This window comes from Achromobacter sp. KK8 (assembly GCF_054188005.1).
Genome location: NZ_CM135178.1, coordinates 6,211,163 through 6,229,405 on the forward strand (window position 1 = coordinate 6,211,163; position 18,243 = coordinate 6,229,405).

Consider the following 18,243-nt stretch of genomic DNA (forward strand, 5'->3'; position numbering starts at 1 on the left):
TATCAGCCTCCGCCCAGCAGCGCGGCGAAGGGATTCCCCTTGCCGGCCTTCTTCGGCCCCTGCAAGCGCTGCCGGCTGGACGGGTCGAGCCCGAGAAATGCGCCATAGGTCGCCATCTGCTTCAAAGCTTCATTAGCAACAGTTGCCGCCGGGTTCTTCAGCGGCCCGCCCTGCGAGCCGGCCACCACGATTCCATTCTTCTGGATGTCCTCTTCAGCCCGGCGGAACCGCCCATAGGCTGCGCAATAGGCTTCCAGGTTCTGGATATCGGTGGCCTGCAGAATTTTCTCCCGGCACAACAGCGGCGCCAGGTGTTCCCACAGGTCTCGCCCGTGTCCCTGCAACCATTCAGGCGCGAAGATGTTTGTTATCTCGCCATATGACGGCGCGTCATTATTTATCGCACGCTTTCCCGGATTGCCCGCCGCCAGCTTCTTTGCCGCCGGCTTCGGCTTGCGCCCGGAGCGCCCAGCAACTCCTGGCATGGCCTACTCCATTGGTCAAAAAGTGCGCAAATTGCGCTATCCGCTAAATTTCATTTTTCGCGGGCGTAAAAAAAAGACGGAACGGGCGGTACTGGCGGCTTTCGGCCCAGAGATTGACCCTCCCCCCCCTCCCATCGAGCCTCGGCCGGTACCACAGACCGCCGCAGCAGCCCGCCAGCCGACGATCCGAAACGCCCTAGAGTCAGGGCCACCGCTTCGCCCTTGCGCGCGCCCTGCCGCTTTCCTTGGCTGTCTTGCGCTTGTGGCAATCCACATTGATCGCACACAGGTTATGCGGCTCGTCGGTGCCGCCCTCGGCCTTCGGTATTCGATGGTCTACTTCGGTGGCCGGCAGCACGCGGCCGGTGCGCTTGCATTCCTCGCACTGGCATAGGTAGCGGTCTCGCTTCAGGATCAGCAATCGAAGCCTGTCCCAGTCGGAGCCGTAGCCGCGCTGATGCCGGTTACCTCGCTCGCGGTCCGGCTTCCAGCCAACCGCCTCGCCTGCGTGCCTTTCGCAATAACCAGGTGTGCGAATCAACGCGGCACAGCCGCGGTGGCGGCACGGAAGTAGAGTTCGCCTCGCCACACGGAGCCCTCAAAATGACAAAGCCCCGCGTGGATCCCAGGCGGGGCGATTCGATACTGGAGCGGGCCACGGGGGATCGAACCCGCGTAGGCGGCTTGGAAGACCGCAGCCTGACCGCTTGGCCAAGCCCGCAAACGAAAAACCCCGCCGGCTTCCCGGCGGGGCTATTGTGATCTGAAGTGGCCCTTAGATTCGAAGCCACCCAACGGCTGCGCAAACCTTAATCGTCGGAATTATCCCCGGGGTCCACATCTGGCCCCAGAACCTCTACCCATTCTTTGGTGGGTTTGCCCAGCGAATTAATTCGGGCACGCCACATGCGGCCCTCATCATCCAATGCAAACAACGTCGGCACCTTATCGCCGTCAGTTGTTGTCGCAGCAATCTGAACAATTTTTGGCATTCCAATGACTCCGAAGACAGTGGAATGGGGATTGTGCCCGAAACCTGCAAATATGAAAAAACCCGCCGGCTTTCGCGAGGGCGGGTTCTATTTTCGTGGACGCAAAACTCCACGACACCCGCACTATAAAGCGGGTGATGTGATTCCGCAAGACCTTTGTGCGACACCCCGCTCGGCTCGAATCAGGCCGCGCTTACGCAACGCCGGCAACAACTCCGCCTTGGCCTCCTGATATGCGGCATGCTGCTGTTCCGCCGTCAGGCGGGGATTGCTAAACACCTGGGAGCCGGCCGCCTTATTGCCAGCATGGACCCCGATAGCGGCACGTAACTGCCAGCGCAGCGCGTCAATGCAGACCTCCACCTGTTCGGCGCGGCGAGTATCTAGCACTTCGTCAACTTCGTCCGGGTCAACGGTAGTCACCGGCTCCGAAACACCGCGGGCATAGACCGACACGCTCCCGACTCCCAGGTTTGGCCGATACGCCCTCGTCCACCTGAACCACACCATCACCAGCGCCTCGATTTGTTCCGATTCTTCGCGCGTCATAACCTGCTCCTTGCCAAACCACACCGCCCCGAACGGGTCGATTCGAATTTCTTTCCAGTTCACCCAGGCTCGGCGCCTGATCTGCTGATCCTGCTTTCGCTCCAGCACCTTGGCCGGGTCATCGCGTTCCCAATATCGAAGCCACCCCATCAGATGATCCCCGGTGAACAAGTGACTTTCGGATCTATGTAGCCCAGCAGCACTTCCCGCGCTTCGTCAAAGCTGCGGCAGACCTCGACGCGGTAGCCGGCACTTCGAAGAAACGCGATCCAGTCCTTCTGCGGGGCGCTGACCCGACCATGCTGTGTCTTCATTTCAATCCACAGCCCATGACAACCGAAGCGCGGCACTGGCAGGCACAGATCAGGCACGCCAGGTTTGACGCCCTGTCCCTGCAATTTCGCGGCGACCGCCGCATGGCGCTGGCCTCCGTTGGGAACGTGGAACAGGCGCGCCAATTCGGGGTAAACCTTGACTTGTCGTTTGGCCCATGTGATGACCTGGGCCTGGATAACATCCTCGCTGATCGCCGGCCTCACCTTGGCACCTGCCTTGGCTTGCGTCAGCTGGTAGCGCGGCCATCTGCTCATGCTGCTTTTCTCCTTTTGGCGTGTTGACGCCGGACCTCTGTTTCCAAGTACTGTTGGGCTTGCACGCCTCGCTTTCGCCCCACGAAATTGAGATAAGGAACCCTCTTATCGAAGGGCAGAGAAAGAACATGGCGGGCCTCACACTGCCGGCGCCATTCTTCGCTGCTGGTGTCTATCCGCTTGCTCATCAGAATGGCTCCTGATCATCGTCAAAGGTGCGGCGCCCCCGCTTGCCTCGTGTAGCCGACTTCGTGACACTGGGGCCGGTGTAGTCCTCGAATCTCAAGTACTCGCCACGGTATGCCGCCGGCACCATGCCCAGCGTCCCGTTGCGCTGCTTCATGACGTACAACTCTGCATAGCCCTTGAATTCGGTGTCCGGGTCGTCCTGTTCTTCCCGGTACAAACCGATGGCAATATCGGCGTCCTGTTCGATAGACCCACCATCGCGAAGGTCGGAGAGCATCGGGCGCTTGTTGACCCGCTTTTCGATATCCCGCGAGAACTGCGAAAGCGCGTAAACCACGATGTTGAGTTGCTTCGCCAGGCGCTTGAGCCCTTTGGTAATCGCCTCGATCTGAAGCGTGCGGTTCTGTTCGCTGCCTTCCATCAACTGGATGTAGTCCACGATCAGAACGTCCAGCCCATGCTTGCGATGGACCGCGCGGACCTTCGCCGCCAAGGATTGCAACGTCAACCCGGCTTCGTCGTCCACGTAGAACTTGGCATCACCCGCGATCTGTGCGGCACGAGTCAGGCGCCCCCAGTCGTCCGTACTCAGTTGCGGCTTGACAGCGTTGAGCTTCGAGGCCGACACGCGCCCCCAGTTCGCCACCGCTCGCCCCGTTACCTGCTTGGCGGGCATTTCGCCAGACCAGAACATGACCGAGTAGCCCGCCTGGGCGTTGTTGCAACCGATGGACCCGGCAAAGGCCGACTTGCCCATGCCAGGACGCGCACCGATCACGACAACGTCTCCACGGCAGGGGCCGCCGTTCAGCTTGTCGTCCAAATCCTTGATGCCAGTCGGGATGCCGGGGTGCGCCGCCTTACCTTGCACCCTCCCGTCCAGGTCGTCCAGGAAAACGAGCATGGTGTCGGAAATGGATACCGGCTCATTGCGTACAGCCCCCGATGCAAGCTTGCTGAATTCCGCCTGCGCTGCGTCCAGCAGTTCGGCAGCCGGCTGTTGCCGTGCCAAGACCATCTGCCGCACCGTATCAGCCGCGCCGGCCAGCTTCCGCAGCAAAGCGGCCTCCCGCACTATTTCGGCGTAGCGCGAGACATTGGCAAGGCTCGGAGTCGATTCGACAAGGCTGTTCAGGTATTCCAGGCCCCCGATGGTCTCGGCCGCCCCCATCGTCAGCAGGTAGTCATGCACCGTGACCACATCGGCCGGACGTGCCCGCATGATCAGGCTGCGCGCCCCCTCGAAAATCGTCCGGTTGCCGTGGTGGTAGAAATGCGCCGGTTCCAGATCGCCCAAGCGGTCGAAGGCGTCGTTGTCCAGCAACAGACCGCCCAAGATCGCCTGTTCGGCGTTCAGGTTGTGCGGCGGGAGAAAAGCCGTTTCGGCGCTCATCGCCCTTGCTCCTTCGTGAATTGGCCGCCCCGCAGGCTGGTCACGGTCTCGGGCTTCATCAGCCATTCGAAGCCGGCATACGGGGGCAGCGTGCAGTTGTCGCGGATCCATGGGAAAAAGCGTGTCCAGAAACTGGGTTTTTCGGACAAGGTCAGGAACGTTCGAATCGCGCCCGCCCGCCGCTCGCTGTAGACGGCTGGGTCAACAAGGCCCATGGAGTCGCCCAGGGTTTCGTTGAACGAATCGATTACCTCAAGCTCACGCGGGCCGTAGGCGGTCTCAATGTCGTCCTCCCAGGCCCCGGCGTTCAGCCAGGACGCGGGGTGCGGGATCTTCGTCGGGTCGCGCCACTGCTCCGTCGTCTTGGCGCGCTCGATACCGGCCAGCAGTTCAGCCAGCAAGGCGTCATCAGGGTTCAGCTTTGCAAACGCCTTCTCCGCTGCGATGCGGCTACGCTTGCGGGGATAGGCCGCGTAGAAGCGCTCAAACCGCTCCTGCTGCTCGGCGTTCAGCACGGTCACGGCCCGGCCATTGCGGCCTGCTCGCGTGCCCTCCGGCGCAGTCACGGCCCGACCTTGCTGGTCTGCTCGTGCGCCGTCGTCGTCCGACTCCCCGCGATCCGCTTGCGGAGCGCAGAGGGTTTTATCTTTTTGTCTTTTGGAGTTTTCTTTTGGAGTTGTCTTTTGTGGTGGTAACCCGTACCACACCTCTGTGGTAGGACTTACCACACCTCTGTGGTAGGAGCTACCACACCCTTCTGTGTCTGCTGTGGTAGGAGCTACCACAGCAGGCGAACCGGCCGGCCGCTTCCATTGCTGCTGGACGATGGCCAGACGGTCAGCCTTCAGCCCCCACTGTGCATAATCCTTGTTGATGCCCAGTAGCTGGCCGTGGCGCCCCTTGGAACGAATCAGGATGCGGCGATCCACCAAGCTGATTACCACTTTGCTGAGGTTGCTACGGTCGCCCGCCGTCATCGCCGCAAGCTGCGACAGCGCGATATCGTCCTCGGTCTTGTTAAACCCGTAGGTCTTGCGCACCACCGCCATAAGGACTTCCCATTGCTGCTTGGTCAGGTCGGCAAGCACCAGCGCCCCCAACAACTCGTTGGAAATGCGTGTGTAGCCGTCCTCGACCTGGGGTGATGCTGGAGTGACGACGGTAGGCATGGTCAGTATCACGGCGCTCATGCCGCCACCCCGTAAACCTGGAGATAGCCAATCTCGGCCTCCAAGGGCCACTGGCCCGACACGATCAGCGACAGGCGTGTCCGCTCGAACCCCGCTTCCCACAAGGCCACCTTCTCGTCGTAGGCCGCGCCAGTGGTGTTCTGGTCGATATAGGCGTGGCAGGCGATGCAACCCCAGGCTGCAGCCCAGTCGTGTGCCTTCAGCCATCCGGCCTTGCCGTGCCGTGCCTGGTTCGAATGGCAAGCCACAGTCGTCTCCGTGCCGCCGATGCAAACGTCCTGGATCTGGAGCAGGCAAGGTTTGCCGCGTGCCAGATCCAGCAGGGCCCGGTTGCGATACATGGTCTTGGTGGCACGCGGCGTGCTGCGACGGGCGGGCATGCGCGTTCCCCTCGACTTCAAGGCCGAACCCCTACGCATGGGCGCACCACGCTTCATGGGCGTCTTCTGCTGCAATGGCGTCTTGCGGCTCAACGACATTCCGCCGCCTCCGGCTTCCTCACGCGCCACCAGTGCGGAAACGTCCAGGCGTTCGAATGGCGTTTCACCAGGCCCGCGCGCACAGCGTCGAACAGGAACGATTCCACCGCGGCCACAGCCGCTTCTTCGCGCGAGACGCGCAGCCACGGGCTTACCGCTACCAGCGCCGGCACCACCATGGCACGCAACGCGATCACGTCGACCTGGCGCCGCGTGTCGATGATGGCCTGCCGCACCGCCTCGACCGTCTCCGGCGGGACGCGGTAGCCCTTGAACATGTGCAGGCAGTCACGCATAGAGGCCGCTCCACTCGATGAACGGCTTGCGCACCGCCTCATGAAACAGGGTGGCGGCCGTGGCACTGTGATCCAGCTGGGCACGGCTCGTAATGCCGCAAACATCCCGAACAAACTGGGCGGCATGTTGGCTGGGGCTCACGCCCTGCGGGGCGGCGCCGATGCGGGATACAACCCACCGCTGGAATTTCGCGTTGCCACACATCATGGCCGCAACACGAGACAGCGCCGCCCCCTTGCCAGCCGCAGGCGCGCGTACTGCGCGCACCGGGCGACCCGAATCACCACGCGTCAGCATCCCGCCCTCGCCTTGTCGTCTGCCGCCCGCTGGACGTTGCGCATCAGGCGCTGGGCTTTCTCCACGATCTTGCGGCATTCGGTCACGATGGCCGAGGCGTCAGCAGCGCAGATGGCACCGTCGGCCAACGCCTCGATGGCCACAGCCGACAACTCGCCGTTGAGGTGCGACATTTCCATGACCTTCTGGCGGGCAGCGTCCACCTCGTTCGCGTGATGCGGCGCCGGCGGTAGGATGTTGGCGGCCACGCCGTGACGCAGCGCCAGGGCCAGCAGCCAATCCCGGGCATAGTCCGCCCCGCCTTGCTTCTCCAGCATCCATTCGGTGGCGAGTTCGAAAAGGTCCAGGGACATGGATTGGCCCTTCACCTTGCGCAGCTTCTGGCGCAGGGTTTCCGCGTGCATCGACACGCCGCGGCGGTTCGTCATGAACGCGGCGAGTTCTTCAACGCCCCCGGGCGTCTTCTGAACGCTGATGTACAGCGCGTCATGCGGGTCAATCTGGGTATAACGATGGGTCATCAGGTCTTACCTTGAAATCCAGGTGCGATCAGGGTTTCGGGGGAGATGCCCCCGCCCTACGATGTGCGACATGGAACACATCACGGCACATCAAGCGGACCTATCTGGATCGCGCCAGGCGCGGCCGGGGTCGTCGTGTCTTCCGGGTCGTGCAACGAATTGGCCGGCGGCTCCAACCAGTGAAGCGGTACGTCGAACACACGCGCCACTTCGGCCTCCGAGAACTGGCGGCTCGATGCGAATGGCAAGAAATCGGAGCTATGCATGTGCTCTCTCCTGAAAATGGGCGGCCAGCCCCAGCCGGATATGATTGGTGTTCCTCAACATCACCCATTTCCGAAAGGGACCGGCCATGAACGAAGAAGGCATCGGCGACCTGAGCGCCGAGCAAGATGCATTGCTGCGGTACATGGAAGCCACATCACAAGCACTTAATGACCTGCGCGAGCAAACCCAACTGAACTCCGCCAACTTGGCGGCTATCAACATGGTGATTGCGACCCAGGTGGCCCTTGATCCGCAGCTGAAAGAGGCAATTCGAACGATGGCCAACAGCATGTTCAGCCCCTCACCGGGAAACCAAGCTGTTGCCGACGTTCGCGAATGTATTGAGCGGGACTTTGGCGTAGAGCTGTAAGTGACTTGAGCGCAGCGGTTACGGCTTCGACACGAACCGTCGCGACCCCGACCGCTGCGACAAAAGCGGCGCATTGAGCATTAGGTTTGGCGCTATGCATGGGGTGGCTCCTGTTGGGTGCACGACCCGCCATAAAAGAAGTCCAACAAGTCGCCTCGGCCGAACGGCGCCCCGAACTCTTGGCAGGCGCCCCAAAGTCCGTCCATCGTCCCTTTGCGAGGAACCTTGCGCGCATAGAGCAAATGCGTTTCGACGTAGGCGACGGTAGTGCCGGCGCGTCTCGCAAACCTTTCTCGCTCGCCTGCGGGCAGGGAGAGATAGAAGGCTTTGAAGGAAATCAGAGGGGCGGAGGTGTCCATAGCCGCGATCTTATTACCTTTTTGGTAATAGATCAACGCCCTGTATTACCCATTCGGTTTATTTACCCAAAAGGTAATCCCGGTTCCAATGACCTACATGAAGTCCATCAAAGAAATCCGGCGCGCGAACTTTGCGCGCGCAATCGAGGACAAATGCGGCGGCAATCAGACCGATGCCGCGGCACGCCTGGAATACTCGACGCCCTCCTTGGTCAGCCGATACGCGACTGGCAAGAAGGACATAGGCGACCGCGCCGCCCGCAAGATGGAAGAAGCGTTTGGCTATCCTGCCAACTGGATGGATGCTGACCACGCGCACCCGGGAGAGGTAGTTGTGCGGGTTGCCGACGCCCCCGCGTGGCCCTTCCCTTCGATTTCTGAAGCGGACGTCCGGGCACTCCCCCCGGCCAAGCTCAACGCGCTGGAAGGGGCTTTGGCTCTCGCGATCGCTCAGTTGGGCCTGGGCATTGATGTCGCACAACCGCCCCCAGGCAGAACGGTCAATGGTCGGCCTCGTATGCACTCGCCGAGCAAGCTGGTTGACTTTGACGAGGTGCCGGACGAGTTTAGTATGAGAATCGGGGGGATGGACACGGCGCCGTGGGAGGGGGGAAAGACCACGCGCCAGTCGGAGCGGGAAGAGCAGCGGCTAAGGATCAGCAGGATTGCGAATGTCGGTCATGTGGCGCGCGCTGGCTACTCGGCGAACGACCAAGAATTTCTCGCAGTACCCGAGCTTGATGTACGACTGGCCGCCGGACGACTCGGCATTGAAAACTATCACGAAACGGCGATAGGACAAATCCTGCTGCGCCGGTCATTTCTGGAATCATTCCGGCTGCCCATCGAGCGAATGAAGATCGTTTACGCGGACGGAGACAGTATGGAGCCCGTGATTCGGAATGAAGGCCCGATGCTGTTCTACGAAGAGCGGATCACCGATACTCGGTTGATCGACTCCCGCACTGTCTACGCCATCAACTACGGCGGCAAGATGATCGTGAAGTGCATACAGCGCGAGCGCGACGGAACGCTGCTGGCCAAGTCCTTGAACCCCGCCTACGAACCTTTCCCGCTGGAAAAGGATGATGGGCAAGACGTGTCTATCGTTGGTCGCATCCTTTGGTCACCGTATGACCTCCGGAACGGTGTAGACGAACGTCTGCTGTAGAAGCCCCGTCTTCGCCCCCACGCCGCCTATATGGCGGCTTTTTTTCGTCCATATTTCTATCAAATTTACCCAATTGGTAAAAAAATTCAATGGAGAAGTTACCTTTTTGGTTTGACCACTATTACCATTTAGGTAATACTTCGGTCATAGGCTCAACGCCAGCAAGCAACGCTCTTTAACAATCCGCCGCCGATGTTGCTCGCCCCGCCTGTGGGGCGTTCCCCGGCTCAATCGCACCTACGGGCATGGCCGTAGCTCTGCGCGGTGTCCCCACCGTATCCAGCCCGCCATAGCGCGGTCCACGGTCAAGAGGGTGAGGCGTAGACGGCCAAGACAAGCAACGGTCACGCCGGATGGAATGCCGGCAACCCGAGTCCGCTGAAAAGCGGGTTTCGGCAAGCGCTGCGAGTCAGCGCTTACCGAAGCCGAAAGATACCCCTCCGTTGAACGCAGGGCCGTTCATGCTTAAGACTGGCGCGCGTAGTCACCAGCGGGGCTTGGCGGGCGGTAGTCGGGATGCCCTTCCGTTCGCTCACCTCGCACGGAAGCCCAGAAGAACTTGGCATGATGCTGGTAGACCTTCGCAGCCTGCGAAAGGTCGTATGAGTGCGCGTGCACCAAACTCAGCAATAAGCTGATGAGTTGAAGGCTATCTTGATAGAACTCTTCAATTTCCTCGGCAGTGGCCAACTCAACCGATTCACTTTCTGCGTCGTGCCGACTGATCTTGTCAACTCTGGTGGGTGCCGTTGGCAATTCTCGATGAGCAAGATGCGCGTGACGCACCCTCGTCAGTTTTTCCAGCACCAGGGTCGCCGCGCCTCCTTTGCTGTACTTGTTGATCAACGCCAAGACCTTATCTCGCTTCGATGCGAGCGCTTCCCTGATCGCGTCTGGTGCAAAACTGGACCTAAGCCCGAGGCGCTGCGTGCGGTATTGGACTAAAGCCTCGAAAAATCCCTTGTCTCGTAGACGGTCTGCAATCAAGCCCATTCTCACCGACTTTTTATTGGTGTCCCATATGCGATTGAGCGCGAGTAGTAGCTCGCGACGCAGAGACATCCGGATAACGAGAAACGCGTTTCCTGCATATGACTCACCGATCCGCTCATGGAGATCGGCGTCATAGGCCGAGGGGCGCCACGTCTCGTGGAACATCACCGCTAGGTCGATTTCCTGGCGAGCTAAGTCCACCATCTCTTTCAGCCGTTCGATGTGGTGCTGGATATCGTCCATTTCGGATGCCTACGAGTCAGGTCGAACGCATGATAGCTCGTCGCCGCCGCAACCCTTCCGTCCTAACAGAGTCCCGCCTATGCTCGCCATCCTCATTCGCTTTCTGGAAGAACTACTCGACGTTGCCAACTTCGGTCGCGACGTTAGCAAGTAGCACCGCCAGCCATGCCCCGCACGCCGGGGCGGCTTCGGAGAGCGGGCCGGCGCCGCTTCGTCACCGGCGCAAAAAGTGACTTTCATCCTGGAAGTGAACTGATCGGGCCTTCCGGCCTGCTCTCCGAAGCCTCACCACCGCGCATTCGCGCAAATCCCCATGACCTCAACTATCCCCGCCTTCTGGTGGGGCTTGGCGCTGCTCGCCCTGGTGGCGGTGGCCCTGGTCCCCATCTGCAACTACTTCATCCGCCGCTATGTCGCGGCAGATCCCTGGAGTCCGCAATGACCCGCAAATTCCTGCGCCTGCACCGCGAACTGCTCACTAATGCTGCTTTCTGCCTGATCGCCATCGCCTTGCTGGTCTCGGGCTACGGCGAACGCCAGCAGCGCGACGAATCCACCCAAACCGCCCAGGACGACGGCAAGACCGCCTACGCCGCCAAGGGCTAATCCGGAGTTTCCCATGTGGTTTAGAAACCTCAAGATTTACCGCCTGTCCGCCCCCTGGTCGCTGTTTGGCGATGACCTGGAAGCCGCCCTGGAGCGCCACGCCTTCAAGCCCGGCAACAACCTGGAAATGCAATCCCTCGGCTGGTTTCCGCCCCGAGAGAATGGACGCCTCGCCCATGTCGTCGGCGGCCAGATCCTGCTGACCCTGCGCGCCGAAAGCAAGCTGCTGCCCACCAGCGTTATCAACCAGGTCGCCAAGGCCCGCGCCCAGGAAATCGAAGACCAGCAGGGCTACAAGCCGGGCCGCCAACAGATGAAGGAAATCAAGGAGCGCGTCACTGACGAACTGCTGCCGCGGGCGTTCAGCGTGTACCGCGACACCCGCGTATGGATTGACCCGCTCAACCGCTGGCTGGTGATCGACACCGCGGCGGCGTCCAAGGCTGACGAGGTGATCGGGCTGCTGGCCAAGTGCCTGGACCCGCTCCCGCTCGAAAACCTGTATGTGGCCCAGTCGCCCGCGTCGGCCATGACCACCTGGCTGGCCGAGGACGAGGCGCCGTCGAACTTCAGCATCGACCAGGACACCGAACTGCGCTCATCCGGCACCAGCCGCGCAGCAGTCCGCTACCTGCGCCACTCCATCGACGCCGACGACGCCCGCCGACATATCCAGTCCGGCAAGCAATGCACCCGGCTTGCCCTCACCTGGGCTGACCGTATCTCGTTCGTCCTGACCGAAAGCCTCGATATCAAGCATGTCGCCCCGCTCGATGTGCTGAAGGAAGGTAGCGGCGCCGTCGTAACCAACGACGATGAGAAATTCGATTCGGACATGGCCCTCATGACCGGCGAACTCGCCAAGCTGCTGGCCGAACTGGTCGACGCGCTCGGCGGCGAAAAGCAAATCTGACAAGAAGGGAGCAGTAATGAACACACCCATTCAATCTCGCGGCGACGCGGCGTGGAATCTGGTCGGCATCATCGGTTGCTTTCTCGTCCTTCTCTTCTACAGCGCCTTTGTCGCCGCCAAGGTTTGGACCTGGACGATGCCGGTCTTGTTCGACCTTCCTGCTTTGACCGTCGCCCAAATGGTGGCGTTGCGCATAGTGGTTGCAACCATGTCCGGCCTACCAGACCGCCCTCCCAAGGAAGACCCCGCGCCGTACCGCACGACGCTCATGAAGCTGTTCGTGTGGACCCTGCTGCTTGGGCTGGGCGCAGCAGCCAGCGCCTACATCTAGCGCGGTCATTAATCCAACCCTTCCAAGGTGCCAGCCGCCCCGCCCGGCAGCCCGGCCCATCCTCACTTCTGGAGATTTCCCCATGAGTGCATTTTGTGTTTTCGGAATGACCGAGCCGCTGGCGAAGAAAGCCGCTGAACGGGCCTGGAAAAGATACCTCGAAAGCATGGCCCCCGAGGTCCGGGCCTGCCTGACCCCGGCCGACGAAGCCGAGTGGATCAAAGTCAAGGCGGAGTATTTCCTTGCCAAAGGCAAGCCGGTGGCGGTGTCCGCTCCCTTCGATGCCCCGCAGTTCGCCCGGGACTTCATCAGCCTCGCCAGCAAAACCATGCGTACGTCGCGCCTCCGTGTCATGTGTCGCGGCCCGGTGCTGGATAAGCACGGAGCGCCCCGGATCAGCAAAACGACCAAGCGCGAAATCATCGGCTGGGTTCCCCATACGCGATAGCGAAATCGAATTTCATCAGACCACTACGGAAACGACATGGCAAAGAACAGCGTTGAAGCCTATGGCGCCAGCGGGAAAACCAACGTCCTGAGCTTCGAGACGGACGCCCTCACGATCATCACCGATCCGGCCCATCCTCTCTACGACGAGCGCATCCACCTGCCCCTGGACGAGGCAATCGTCCTGAACATCATGGCTCTCGGGGTCCGCGAGCCGGTCTTGGTCTGGAAGGATCCAGAAACCGGCAAGGTTCTGGTGGTCGACGGTCGCCAGCGGGTGCGACACGCCATCGAGGCAAACCGGCGACTGGCCGAGCGCGGCGAGCCTCCCATCTTGGTGCCCGGGGTGGCACAGCGCGGCACGCTGGAAACCATGAGCGACCTGATGATCGCCATGAACGAGGCTCGACGCGACGATCCACCCATGACCAAGGCTCGCAAGATGGCCGCCTTCGTGGGCCGGGGATACAGCGAAACCCGACTCGCCACCATCTTCGCGTGCAGCCAGATTACCGTGCGCAACACGCTGGCGCTGCTGGACAGCACCAAGGCCGTTCAGGATGCGGCCGATACCGGCCAGATAACGCTGACCCACGCCAAGGCACTGGCGAAGCTCAACCCCGAAGAGCAACGCGCCAAGGTGGCCGAACTGGTGGCGGCGGGCAAAGGCGCCACGCCTCACCAACGCAGCCGCCAGCAGGCAGCCGTCATGGGCGAGCGCCCCCGCGTGAAGTCCCGGAAGCAGATCCAGGCCGCACTGGAACAGGCCCAGGGCGACTATGCCGCCGCCCTGCGCTGGGTTCTGGGAGAAGAAGAGTCCGCAGCGTGATCAAGGTCACCGACTCCAGAGGCGCTGCTATCTACCTGGCCGCCGACGCCATCGCCAGCATTCAACAGGCCGGCGCCAGCAGCGCCTGGCATGGCATCCGCTCTTACGTCCGCACCTTCGACGGCAAGACCTACGAGGTGCAGCAGGACGCCAGCGAAATCAACGCCGCGGTGGAAGCCGCGAGCAAAGGACGGAATAACGGTTCTTGCCTTCTATAGGCTCAAAGGTTCACGCCAGGAATACTACCGCCCAGCTTTTGCACTTTCGCGCTCACTTCGCCTCTCCATGAAGCGGCGCGTGACCAGCGCTCTTTTGCTACTGCATCAATATGGGCTACGTGGTGAATCAAATTCGGCAAAGTCAGATCCCTCTCTGTTAGTTTTGCCGCATCCCGCATTGTGATAGCGCATTCAAGGCCATCCAAATACAGCGCCGCGCCGGGCTGTCCAGAGACCCGCGATTTTGCAGAGTCAATCTGCTCGCAAAGCTCTTCCAAGGCGCTCAATTGAGAGGCCAAACCAGGTCCATTTACGCAATTTCCAATGCGTCTCAATCGGACCATGTGGCGGATAAGGCTGTCGGCGTCGACGTATTCCTGCATTAGGCGCTGCAATTTTTGTTCATTTCTAAGGTGGTAGTTTTGCCACACCAAAAATCCCAGTGTGCCAGCCGTTCCCACGGCAGCTACCACCGTACCAACAGCACTGGCAGCCTCCCACCACTTCGCGGAAGTGTTGGCTGAAGCAATCACGATTCCCCACATCAGCCCCGTGAATACAGCGCTGACCATCCCTAGCGCCAACTTGAACATTTCCCACCTCCGTCGCTTTTTTTTTCGACGGTGATCGTACCTCATCATCCAGGAGTTCCCGCATGATCCGCGACCAGTTCGTACTGGACATCAACAACGAAATCATCGTCGACAACTTCGCCGGCGGCGGTGGCGCCTCTACTGGCATCGAAATGGCCCTCGGCCGCTGCGTCGATATCGCCATCAACCACGACCCTGAAGCGGTCGCCCTCCACCAGATGAACCACCCGCAGACCAAGCACTACTGCGAGTCTGTGTGGGACGTTCACCCCGCCCAGGCTGTCCAAAGCCGCCCCGTGGGCTTGGCGTGGTTCTCGCCCGACTGCAAGCACTTCAGCAAGGCCAAGGGCGGCAAGCCCCGTGAAAAGCGGATTCGGGGGCTGGCGTGGGTTGTCCTGCGCTGGGCGCACTGGGCGCGCCCCCGCGTGATCATGCTGGAGAACGTCGAAGAGTTCAAAACCTGGGGCCCGCTGCTGGACAACGGACAGCCCTGCCCGAAGCGCAAGGGCGCCACGTTCCGGTCCTTCGTGCATCAGCTGCAGGAGAAGGGCTACGCCGTCGAAACGCGCGAGCTGCGGGCCTGCGACTATGGCGCCCCAACGATTCGAAAGCGCCTGTTCATGATCGCCCGATGCGATGGAAACCCCATCGTCTGGCCGGCGCCGACCCATGGCGCCCCGGACTCGCCCGAGGTCCAGGCCGGCCGCCTGAAGCCCTGGAAGACGGCGGCCGAGTGCATCGACTGGTCCATCCCCTGCCCCTCGATCTTCGAACGCCCCAAGCCCCTTGCCGAAGCTACGCTGCGGCGCATCGCGCGCGGCATTCGGCGCTACGTGCTGGAGTCGGCCAATCCGTTCATCGTCAAGGTCAACCACGGCGGGCAGGATTTCCGGGGTCAAGACCTCGCCGAGCCCATGCACACCCTGACCGCCAAACTCGGATCGGGCATTGCAGTCCCCCACGTCACGAAGTTCCGCGCGGGTGCTGTCGGATCCACGCTGAACGAACCGCTGCACACCGTGACCGCAGGCGGCCAGCAGGCACGGCCCGGCACCGGCAACGCAATGGGCGTGGTGGTCCCCTATTTGGTCGGCGCCGGTGGGCCCGAGTACTCGGCAAAGCCGAAGGCCGTCGAGTCCCCGTTCAACACGCTTACCACCGAGAACCACAGCCATGTGGTGATGCCCTACCTGACGGAACACGCGAACGGCTCGACGCAGCGCAACTTCCCGGCCGACGAGCCGCTGCGCACCCAGTGCGCCGAGGTCAAGGGCGGCCATTTCGCGGTAGTCGCGCCCACACTGGTCCAGATGGGATACGGCGAAGCCCCGGGCCAGGCGCCGCGATCGCTCGACCTGGGCCGCCCCCTCGGCACCGTGACGGCCCAGGGCACCAAACACGCCCTTGTCGGTGCGTTCATGGCGAAGCACTACGGCGGCCACTACGACGGCGCAGGCGCGCCCCTGGACGGTCCCAGCCACACCGTCACGACGGCGGACCACCACGCCCTGGTAACGGCGCAACTGGTTGGCTGCGGCGGCCGAGCGGGTCAAAGCCGCCCCCGCGGGATCGAGGAACCGGCGCAGACCCTCACTGCCAAGGCTGACACCTGCGTGGTTACCTCCAATCTGGTCAAGATGCGCGGCGAATGCACCGGCAGCGACGCGGGCGAACCCGTCGCCACGGTCACGGCCAGCGGCACGCACATTGGGGAGGTCCGCGCCTTCCTGGTGAAGTACTACGGTCAGGGCGGGCAGGATCAGAACATTCAGGCGCCCATGCACACCATCCCCACCAAGGACCGCATGGGCTTGGTCACAGTCGCAGGCCAGGAATACCAGATCGCGGACATTGGTATGCGCATGCTTGAGCCGCACGAACTCTATGCGGCCCAAGGCTTCCCGTCCAACTACGTCATCGCACCCGTGATCAACGGGCGGCGCCTGCCCAAGCATGCCCAGGTGCGCATGTGCGGAAACAGCGTGTGCCCGCCGCTGGCGGCCGCCCTTGTCCGCGCCAACCTTCCCGAAATGGCCGCCTGGTCCCGCCAAGACGCCAAGCTGAACAGGGTTCCAGCATGACCGCCCTTTACCTACTCGCCCTGGCGGCGGCGCTCGCTGTCAGCGCCGTCGCCGGCCTGGTGCTGTCTCCGCATCGCACCAGGCGCCCCGGCGGCTACCGCTAACCGCTCACCCCAATCTACTGACCACATGAACGGCGTCCACTGAAAAGCGGCCGCCGTTCTCTGTTGGAGAAACGAAACATGGAGCTTCGAATTGAGCCTGTGTACGTCGACCTGCCCACGGCGGCGTCCATCACCACCCTCGCAGAATCGACCATTCAAAGCATGGTCACCAAGGGAGAATTCCCCGCCCCCCGTGAGTTGTCCGGTCGGCGCGTCGGCTACCTTTACTCAGAAATCATGGACTGGGCGCTCAGCCGCCCTCGCTCCGAACTGCTGCCCCCGAAGAACACCGGAGCCCGCAAGGCCAAGACCGTCGAAGCCAGTTAGGCGCGACCGGCAGCCAACTCTTCCAGATACGTCGACAGCCGGCCGAGCCAATCTCGCCTTTCCTTGTCGTAGGCGTGCCGGTTATATACCCCTTCCACGCCGGGCAGCATGTGCCCCAATATCACCTCGCCCACCTCACGCGGGCACCCCAGCGAAGCCAGGAACGTGCGCGACGTGCGCCGCAAGTCGTGGGGTGACCAGTGGGTTACCGTCAAGCGGACGCGCTTCCTGTGCGGCGACGTTTCGCTATAGGGCTGGTGGTAGTAAACCCGCGTCTGGACCGACTTTTGCTCCCAGCGGCCGGATTTTCCGTAGGACGGAAACAGGTAGCCGCTCCCGTAAGCCGCTTTCCGACGCCTGACTACCTGCTCGGCGCGGCCAACCAGCGGGACGCGGAAATCCGTGGCCTCTGCGCGCTTCGCATTCTTCGTTTTCTCTTTAGGCACGGTCCACCACAGACCGTCAGCTTCTTCCGAGATTTCCTCGGCCTCCATCGCTCCGATCTCGGCCCCTCTGGCGCAAGTCCAGAGATATAGCGTCAAGAAATCCTCCACGTCGCGCGAAAAGTTAGGCAACCAGGGGATCAACTCCCCTGCCTCTGTCGGCGACAACACGCGCTTCTTGACGCCACTCTTCTTGCCGTTGATCGCCTTCCCTTTCGATTTCAGCTTTCCCCGGAGGATCGCCCTCCACCAGTTCGGCACAGTCTCGGGCAGCTTGCCCGCGTCGTGGCAATAGTCCCAGGCCGCTCCCAGTTCACGCCGCAGGATCTGAGCCTGCACCGGGATGTGGGCGAACGATTCGATCAGAGCGAAAGCGTCAGCCCGCGTGACGGACTCAGCGGGCATGTCGGCAAGCGGGCCCAACATCGTGCGGAAAGTTCGCGCGATTTCAACCTGCCCCTTCAGGCTCCGATGCTGCTTGATATGCCCGGCGTGGTACAGGTCGCAGGCGCCTTTCACCGTCAACGCCCCCTTCGCCTTCTCCTGGGCCGCCACGACGGCCGCCTTGGCGGCCTGGCGCTGCTCCTTGGCTTCTACCGCCACGTCGACACCTGCCTCGCGCTGCTGGCGTAGTTTTTCCCACTCGACCACAGCACCGGCAATTGACATTGCTGGCCAGCGCCCCAGCTTCTTCTGGCGCATCTTGCCGTTCACCGGACTCTTGTATCGGTAGATCCAGGTTCTTGTGGTCGCGGTAGCCTCCAGGCGCAGCCCGGGGTAGCCATCAATGGTAAGGTGTCGGCCTGGTTCAAGCAGCTTGGCGGCGCGGGCGTCGAATTGCATAGGGCAGTGGATTCTCTGGCGTAACTTTTGCGAGAATCCTATCCCAAGCGGCGTAACTTCTCAATTCGACCCAACCAAAACCTACGCCAAACCGGCAAGTGTTGGCAGGTTTTGATGGGCGTT

27 protein-coding genes and 1 tRNA gene are annotated in these 18,243 nt (G+C 61.8%); 11 read left to right on the plus strand and 17 right to left on the minus strand.

Annotated features, from left to right (window positions below):
- Positions 1-2: 2 nt before the first annotated feature.
- The 14 genes from ACVN9Z_RS28490 to ACVN9Z_RS28555 all read right to left on the minus strand — a co-directional run bounded on the left by ACVN9Z_RS28490 (position 3) and on the right by ACVN9Z_RS28555 (position 7,248).
- Entirely contained in the window at positions 3-485 is a 483-nt protein-coding gene (locus ACVN9Z_RS28490; protein ID WP_313036713.1) for a phage terminase small subunit P27 family, read from the minus strand.
- 202 nt (positions 486-687) lie between these two features.
- A complete protein-coding gene (locus ACVN9Z_RS28495) occupies positions 688-1,074 on the minus strand; it encodes an HNH endonuclease (protein WP_458212917.1) in 387 nt (128 codons plus the stop codon).
- Positions 1,075-1,131: 57 nt separating this feature from the next.
- A tRNA-Gly gene (locus ACVN9Z_RS28500) sits at positions 1,132-1,206 on the minus strand.
- A gap of 88 nt (positions 1,207-1,294) precedes the next feature.
- Entirely contained in the window at positions 1,295-1,477 is a 183-nt protein-coding gene (locus tag ACVN9Z_RS28505; protein ID WP_458212918.1) for a hypothetical protein, read from the minus strand.
- Between the two features lie 123 nt (positions 1,478-1,600).
- On the minus strand, positions 1,601-2,197 hold the full coding sequence (locus ACVN9Z_RS28510) for a hypothetical protein (RefSeq protein WP_458212919.1): 597 nt from the start codon (positions 2,195-2,197) through the stop codon (positions 1,601-1,603).
- Complete coding sequence (locus ACVN9Z_RS28515; RefSeq protein WP_458212920.1) at positions 2,176-2,616, minus strand: VRR-NUC domain-containing protein; 441 nt, start codon at positions 2,614-2,616, stop codon at positions 2,176-2,178. The genes ACVN9Z_RS28510 and ACVN9Z_RS28515 overlap by 22 nt, the downstream gene beginning before the upstream one ends.
- Complete coding sequence (locus ACVN9Z_RS28520; protein ID WP_458212921.1) at positions 2,613-2,804, minus strand: DUF7696 family protein; 192 nt, start codon at positions 2,802-2,804, stop codon at positions 2,613-2,615. Before ACVN9Z_RS28520 ends, ACVN9Z_RS28515 begins: the two co-directional genes overlap by 4 nt.
- Positions 2,804-4,198 carry a replicative DNA helicase gene (dnaB, locus tag ACVN9Z_RS28525; protein ID WP_458212922.1) on the minus strand — a complete coding sequence of 465 codons (1,395 nt, stop codon included), beginning with the start codon at positions 4,196-4,198 and terminating at the stop codon, positions 2,804-2,806. Before dnaB ends, ACVN9Z_RS28520 begins: the two co-directional genes overlap by 1 nt.
- Positions 4,195-5,388 carry a replication protein gene (locus tag ACVN9Z_RS28530; RefSeq protein ID WP_458212923.1) on the minus strand — a complete coding sequence of 398 codons (1,194 nt, stop codon included), beginning with the start codon at positions 5,386-5,388 and terminating at the stop codon, positions 4,195-4,197. Before ACVN9Z_RS28530 ends, dnaB begins: the two co-directional genes overlap by 4 nt.
- Positions 5,385-5,768, minus strand: a complete 384-nt coding sequence (locus ACVN9Z_RS28535) for a nuclease domain-containing protein (RefSeq protein ID WP_458212924.1) — start codon at positions 5,766-5,768, stop codon at positions 5,385-5,387. Before ACVN9Z_RS28535 ends, ACVN9Z_RS28530 begins: the two co-directional genes overlap by 4 nt.
- A gap of 89 nt (positions 5,769-5,857) precedes the next feature.
- Positions 5,858-6,163 carry a hypothetical protein gene (locus ACVN9Z_RS28540; RefSeq protein ID WP_068956669.1) on the minus strand — a complete coding sequence of 102 codons (306 nt, stop codon included), beginning with the start codon at positions 6,161-6,163 and terminating at the stop codon, positions 5,858-5,860.
- The gene (locus ACVN9Z_RS28545) at positions 6,156-6,461 is read right to left on the minus strand and encodes a hypothetical protein (RefSeq protein WP_238877103.1); all 306 of its coding nucleotides are present in this window, start codon (positions 6,459-6,461) and stop codon (positions 6,156-6,158) included. Before ACVN9Z_RS28545 ends, ACVN9Z_RS28540 begins: the two co-directional genes overlap by 8 nt.
- On the minus strand, positions 6,455-6,982 hold the full coding sequence (locus ACVN9Z_RS28550) for a phage regulatory CII family protein (protein WP_060721558.1): 528 nt from the start codon (positions 6,980-6,982) through the stop codon (positions 6,455-6,457). Before ACVN9Z_RS28550 ends, ACVN9Z_RS28545 begins: the two co-directional genes overlap by 7 nt.
- Before the next feature lie 80 nt (positions 6,983-7,062).
- On the minus strand, positions 7,063-7,248 hold the full coding sequence (locus ACVN9Z_RS28555) for an NUDIX hydrolase (protein ID WP_238877102.1): 186 nt from the start codon (positions 7,246-7,248) through the stop codon (positions 7,063-7,065).
- A 47-nt stretch (positions 7,249-7,295) separates the two neighbouring features.
- On the opposite strand from ACVN9Z_RS28555, the gene ACVN9Z_RS28560 reads away from it, so the two are divergent.
- Positions 7,296-7,619: a hypothetical protein gene (locus ACVN9Z_RS28560; RefSeq protein WP_238877101.1), complete on the plus strand. Its 324-nt coding sequence runs from the start codon at positions 7,296-7,298 to the stop codon at positions 7,617-7,619.
- A 447-nt stretch (positions 7,620-8,066) separates the two neighbouring features.
- Positions 8,067-9,149: a LexA family transcriptional regulator gene (locus ACVN9Z_RS28565; RefSeq protein WP_238877100.1), complete on the plus strand. Its 1,083-nt coding sequence runs from the start codon at positions 8,067-8,069 to the stop codon at positions 9,147-9,149.
- A gap of 465 nt (positions 9,150-9,614) precedes the next feature.
- On the opposite strand, the gene ACVN9Z_RS28570 is transcribed toward ACVN9Z_RS28565, so the two are convergent.
- Entirely contained in the window at positions 9,615-10,385 is a 771-nt protein-coding gene (locus tag ACVN9Z_RS28570; RefSeq protein ID WP_238877099.1) for an AbiU2 domain-containing protein, read from the minus strand.
- Between the two features lie 313 nt (positions 10,386-10,698).
- Here ACVN9Z_RS28570 and ACVN9Z_RS28575 point away from each other — a divergent pair, with 313 nt between their 5' ends.
- The 7 genes from ACVN9Z_RS28575 to ACVN9Z_RS28605 all read left to right on the plus strand — a co-directional run bounded on the left by ACVN9Z_RS28575 (position 10,699) and on the right by ACVN9Z_RS28605 (position 13,729).
- Entirely contained in the window at positions 10,699-10,827 is a 129-nt protein-coding gene (locus tag ACVN9Z_RS28575) for a hypothetical protein (protein WP_275301058.1), read from the plus strand.
- Positions 10,824-10,991, plus strand: coding sequence for a hypothetical protein (locus ACVN9Z_RS28580; RefSeq protein WP_165596392.1), 168 nt, complete (start codon positions 10,824-10,826; stop codon positions 10,989-10,991). Before ACVN9Z_RS28575 ends, ACVN9Z_RS28580 begins: the two co-directional genes overlap by 4 nt.
- Positions 10,992-11,004: 13 nt before the next feature.
- On the plus strand, positions 11,005-11,904 hold the full coding sequence (locus ACVN9Z_RS28585) for a recombination-associated protein RdgC (protein WP_458212925.1): 900 nt from the start codon (positions 11,005-11,007) through the stop codon (positions 11,902-11,904).
- Between the two features lie 16 nt (positions 11,905-11,920).
- Complete coding sequence (locus tag ACVN9Z_RS28590; RefSeq protein ID WP_458212926.1) at positions 11,921-12,235, plus strand: hypothetical protein; 315 nt, start codon at positions 11,921-11,923, stop codon at positions 12,233-12,235.
- An 82-nt stretch (positions 12,236-12,317) separates the two neighbouring features.
- Positions 12,318-12,683 carry a hypothetical protein gene (locus ACVN9Z_RS28595; protein WP_458212927.1) on the plus strand — a complete coding sequence of 122 codons (366 nt, stop codon included), beginning with the start codon at positions 12,318-12,320 and terminating at the stop codon, positions 12,681-12,683.
- A gap of 36 nt (positions 12,684-12,719) precedes the next feature.
- Positions 12,720-13,511, plus strand: coding sequence for a ParB/RepB/Spo0J family partition protein (locus tag ACVN9Z_RS28600; protein WP_458212928.1), 792 nt, complete (start codon positions 12,720-12,722; stop codon positions 13,509-13,511).
- The gene (locus tag ACVN9Z_RS28605; RefSeq protein WP_458212929.1) at positions 13,508-13,729 is read left to right on the plus strand and encodes a hypothetical protein; all 222 of its coding nucleotides are present in this window, start codon (positions 13,508-13,510) and stop codon (positions 13,727-13,729) included. The genes ACVN9Z_RS28600 and ACVN9Z_RS28605 overlap by 4 nt, the downstream gene beginning before the upstream one ends.
- A gap of 2 nt (positions 13,730-13,731) precedes the next feature.
- Here ACVN9Z_RS28605 and ACVN9Z_RS28610 read toward each other — a convergent pair whose 3' ends face one another.
- On the minus strand, positions 13,732-14,322 hold the full coding sequence (locus ACVN9Z_RS28610) for a hypothetical protein (RefSeq protein WP_458212930.1): 591 nt from the start codon (positions 14,320-14,322) through the stop codon (positions 13,732-13,734).
- Positions 14,323-14,384: 62 nt separating this feature from the next.
- Between ACVN9Z_RS28610 and ACVN9Z_RS28615 the strand changes: the two genes are divergently transcribed.
- Both ACVN9Z_RS28615 and ACVN9Z_RS28620 read left to right on the plus strand, forming a co-directional pair.
- Entirely contained in the window at positions 14,385-16,403 is a 2,019-nt protein-coding gene (locus ACVN9Z_RS28615; RefSeq protein WP_458212931.1) for a DNA cytosine methyltransferase, read from the plus strand.
- 182 nt (positions 16,404-16,585) lie between these two features.
- Positions 16,586-16,834: a helix-turn-helix transcriptional regulator gene (locus ACVN9Z_RS28620; protein ID WP_082884045.1), complete on the plus strand. Its 249-nt coding sequence runs from the start codon at positions 16,586-16,588 to the stop codon at positions 16,832-16,834.
- Here the strand turns inward: ACVN9Z_RS28620 and ACVN9Z_RS28625 are convergent.
- Positions 16,831-18,120 carry a tyrosine-type recombinase/integrase gene (locus tag ACVN9Z_RS28625; protein WP_458212932.1) on the minus strand — a complete coding sequence of 430 codons (1,290 nt, stop codon included), beginning with the start codon at positions 18,118-18,120 and terminating at the stop codon, positions 16,831-16,833. The two genes, ACVN9Z_RS28620 and ACVN9Z_RS28625, sit on opposite strands and share 4 nt — an antisense overlap.
- Between the last annotated feature and the right edge of the window lie 123 nt (positions 18,121-18,243).

What these genes read in the sequence shown, in the direction of transcription:
- ACVN9Z_RS28490 (WP_313036713.1), bottom strand. Translation starts at nt 485, where the DNA reads ATGCCAGGAGTTGCTGGGCGCTCCGGGCGCAAGCCGAAGCCGGCGGCA.
- ACVN9Z_RS28505 (WP_458212918.1), bottom strand. Translation starts at nt 1,477, where the DNA reads ATGCCAAAAATTGTTCAGATTGCTGCGACAACAACTGACGGCGATAAG.
- ACVN9Z_RS28515 (WP_458212920.1), bottom strand. Translation starts at nt 2,616, where the DNA reads ATGAGCAGATGGCCGCGCTACCAGCTGACGCAAGCCAAGGCAGGTGCC.
- ACVN9Z_RS28520 (WP_458212921.1), bottom strand. Translation starts at nt 2,804, where the DNA reads ATGAGCAAGCGGATAGACACCAGCAGCGAAGAATGGCGCCGGCAGTGT.
- dnaB (WP_458212922.1), bottom strand. Translation starts at nt 4,198, where the DNA reads ATGAGCGCCGAAACGGCTTTTCTCCCGCCGCACAACCTGAACGCCGAA.
- ACVN9Z_RS28530 (WP_458212923.1), bottom strand. Translation starts at nt 5,388, where the DNA reads ATGAGCGCCGTGATACTGACCATGCCTACCGTCGTCACTCCAGCATCA.
- ACVN9Z_RS28535 (WP_458212924.1), bottom strand. Translation starts at nt 5,768, where the DNA reads ATGCCCGCCCGTCGCAGCACGCCGCGTGCCACCAAGACCATGTATCGC.
- ACVN9Z_RS28540 (WP_068956669.1), bottom strand. Translation starts at nt 6,163, where the DNA reads ATGCGTGACTGCCTGCACATGTTCAAGGGCTACCGCGTCCCGCCGGAG.
- ACVN9Z_RS28545 (WP_238877103.1), bottom strand. Translation starts at nt 6,461, where the DNA reads ATGCTGACGCGTGGTGATTCGGGTCGCCCGGTGCGCGCAGTACGCGCG.
- ACVN9Z_RS28550 (WP_060721558.1), bottom strand. Translation starts at nt 6,982, where the DNA reads ATGACCCATCGTTATACCCAGATTGACCCGCATGACGCGCTGTACATC.
- ACVN9Z_RS28555 (WP_238877102.1), bottom strand. Translation starts at nt 7,248, where the DNA reads ATGCATAGCTCCGATTTCTTGCCATTCGCATCGAGCCGCCAGTTCTCG.
- ACVN9Z_RS28565 (WP_238877100.1), top strand. Translation starts at nt 8,067, where the DNA reads ATGACCTACATGAAGTCCATCAAAGAAATCCGGCGCGCGAACTTTGCG.
- ACVN9Z_RS28570 (WP_238877099.1), bottom strand. Translation starts at nt 10,385, where the DNA reads ATGGACGATATCCAGCACCACATCGAACGGCTGAAAGAGATGGTGGAC.
- ACVN9Z_RS28575 (WP_275301058.1), top strand. Translation starts at nt 10,699, where the DNA reads ATGACCTCAACTATCCCCGCCTTCTGGTGGGGCTTGGCGCTGCTCGCC.
- ACVN9Z_RS28580 (WP_165596392.1), top strand. Translation starts at nt 10,824, where the DNA reads ATGACCCGCAAATTCCTGCGCCTGCACCGCGAACTGCTCACTAATGCT.
- ACVN9Z_RS28585 (WP_458212925.1), top strand. Translation starts at nt 11,005, where the DNA reads ATGTGGTTTAGAAACCTCAAGATTTACCGCCTGTCCGCCCCCTGGTCG.
- ACVN9Z_RS28590 (WP_458212926.1), top strand. Translation starts at nt 11,921, where the DNA reads ATGAACACACCCATTCAATCTCGCGGCGACGCGGCGTGGAATCTGGTC.
- ACVN9Z_RS28595 (WP_458212927.1), top strand. Translation starts at nt 12,318, where the DNA reads ATGAGTGCATTTTGTGTTTTCGGAATGACCGAGCCGCTGGCGAAGAAA.
- ACVN9Z_RS28600 (WP_458212928.1), top strand. Translation starts at nt 12,720, where the DNA reads ATGGCAAAGAACAGCGTTGAAGCCTATGGCGCCAGCGGGAAAACCAAC.
- ACVN9Z_RS28610 (WP_458212930.1), bottom strand. Translation starts at nt 14,322, where the DNA reads ATGTTCAAGTTGGCGCTAGGGATGGTCAGCGCTGTATTCACGGGGCTG.
- ACVN9Z_RS28615 (WP_458212931.1), top strand. Translation starts at nt 14,385, where the DNA reads ATGATCCGCGACCAGTTCGTACTGGACATCAACAACGAAATCATCGTC.
- ACVN9Z_RS28620 (WP_082884045.1), top strand. Translation starts at nt 16,586, where the DNA reads ATGGAGCTTCGAATTGAGCCTGTGTACGTCGACCTGCCCACGGCGGCG.
- ACVN9Z_RS28625 (WP_458212932.1), bottom strand. Translation starts at nt 18,120, where the DNA reads ATGCAATTCGACGCCCGCGCCGCCAAGCTGCTTGAACCAGGCCGACAC.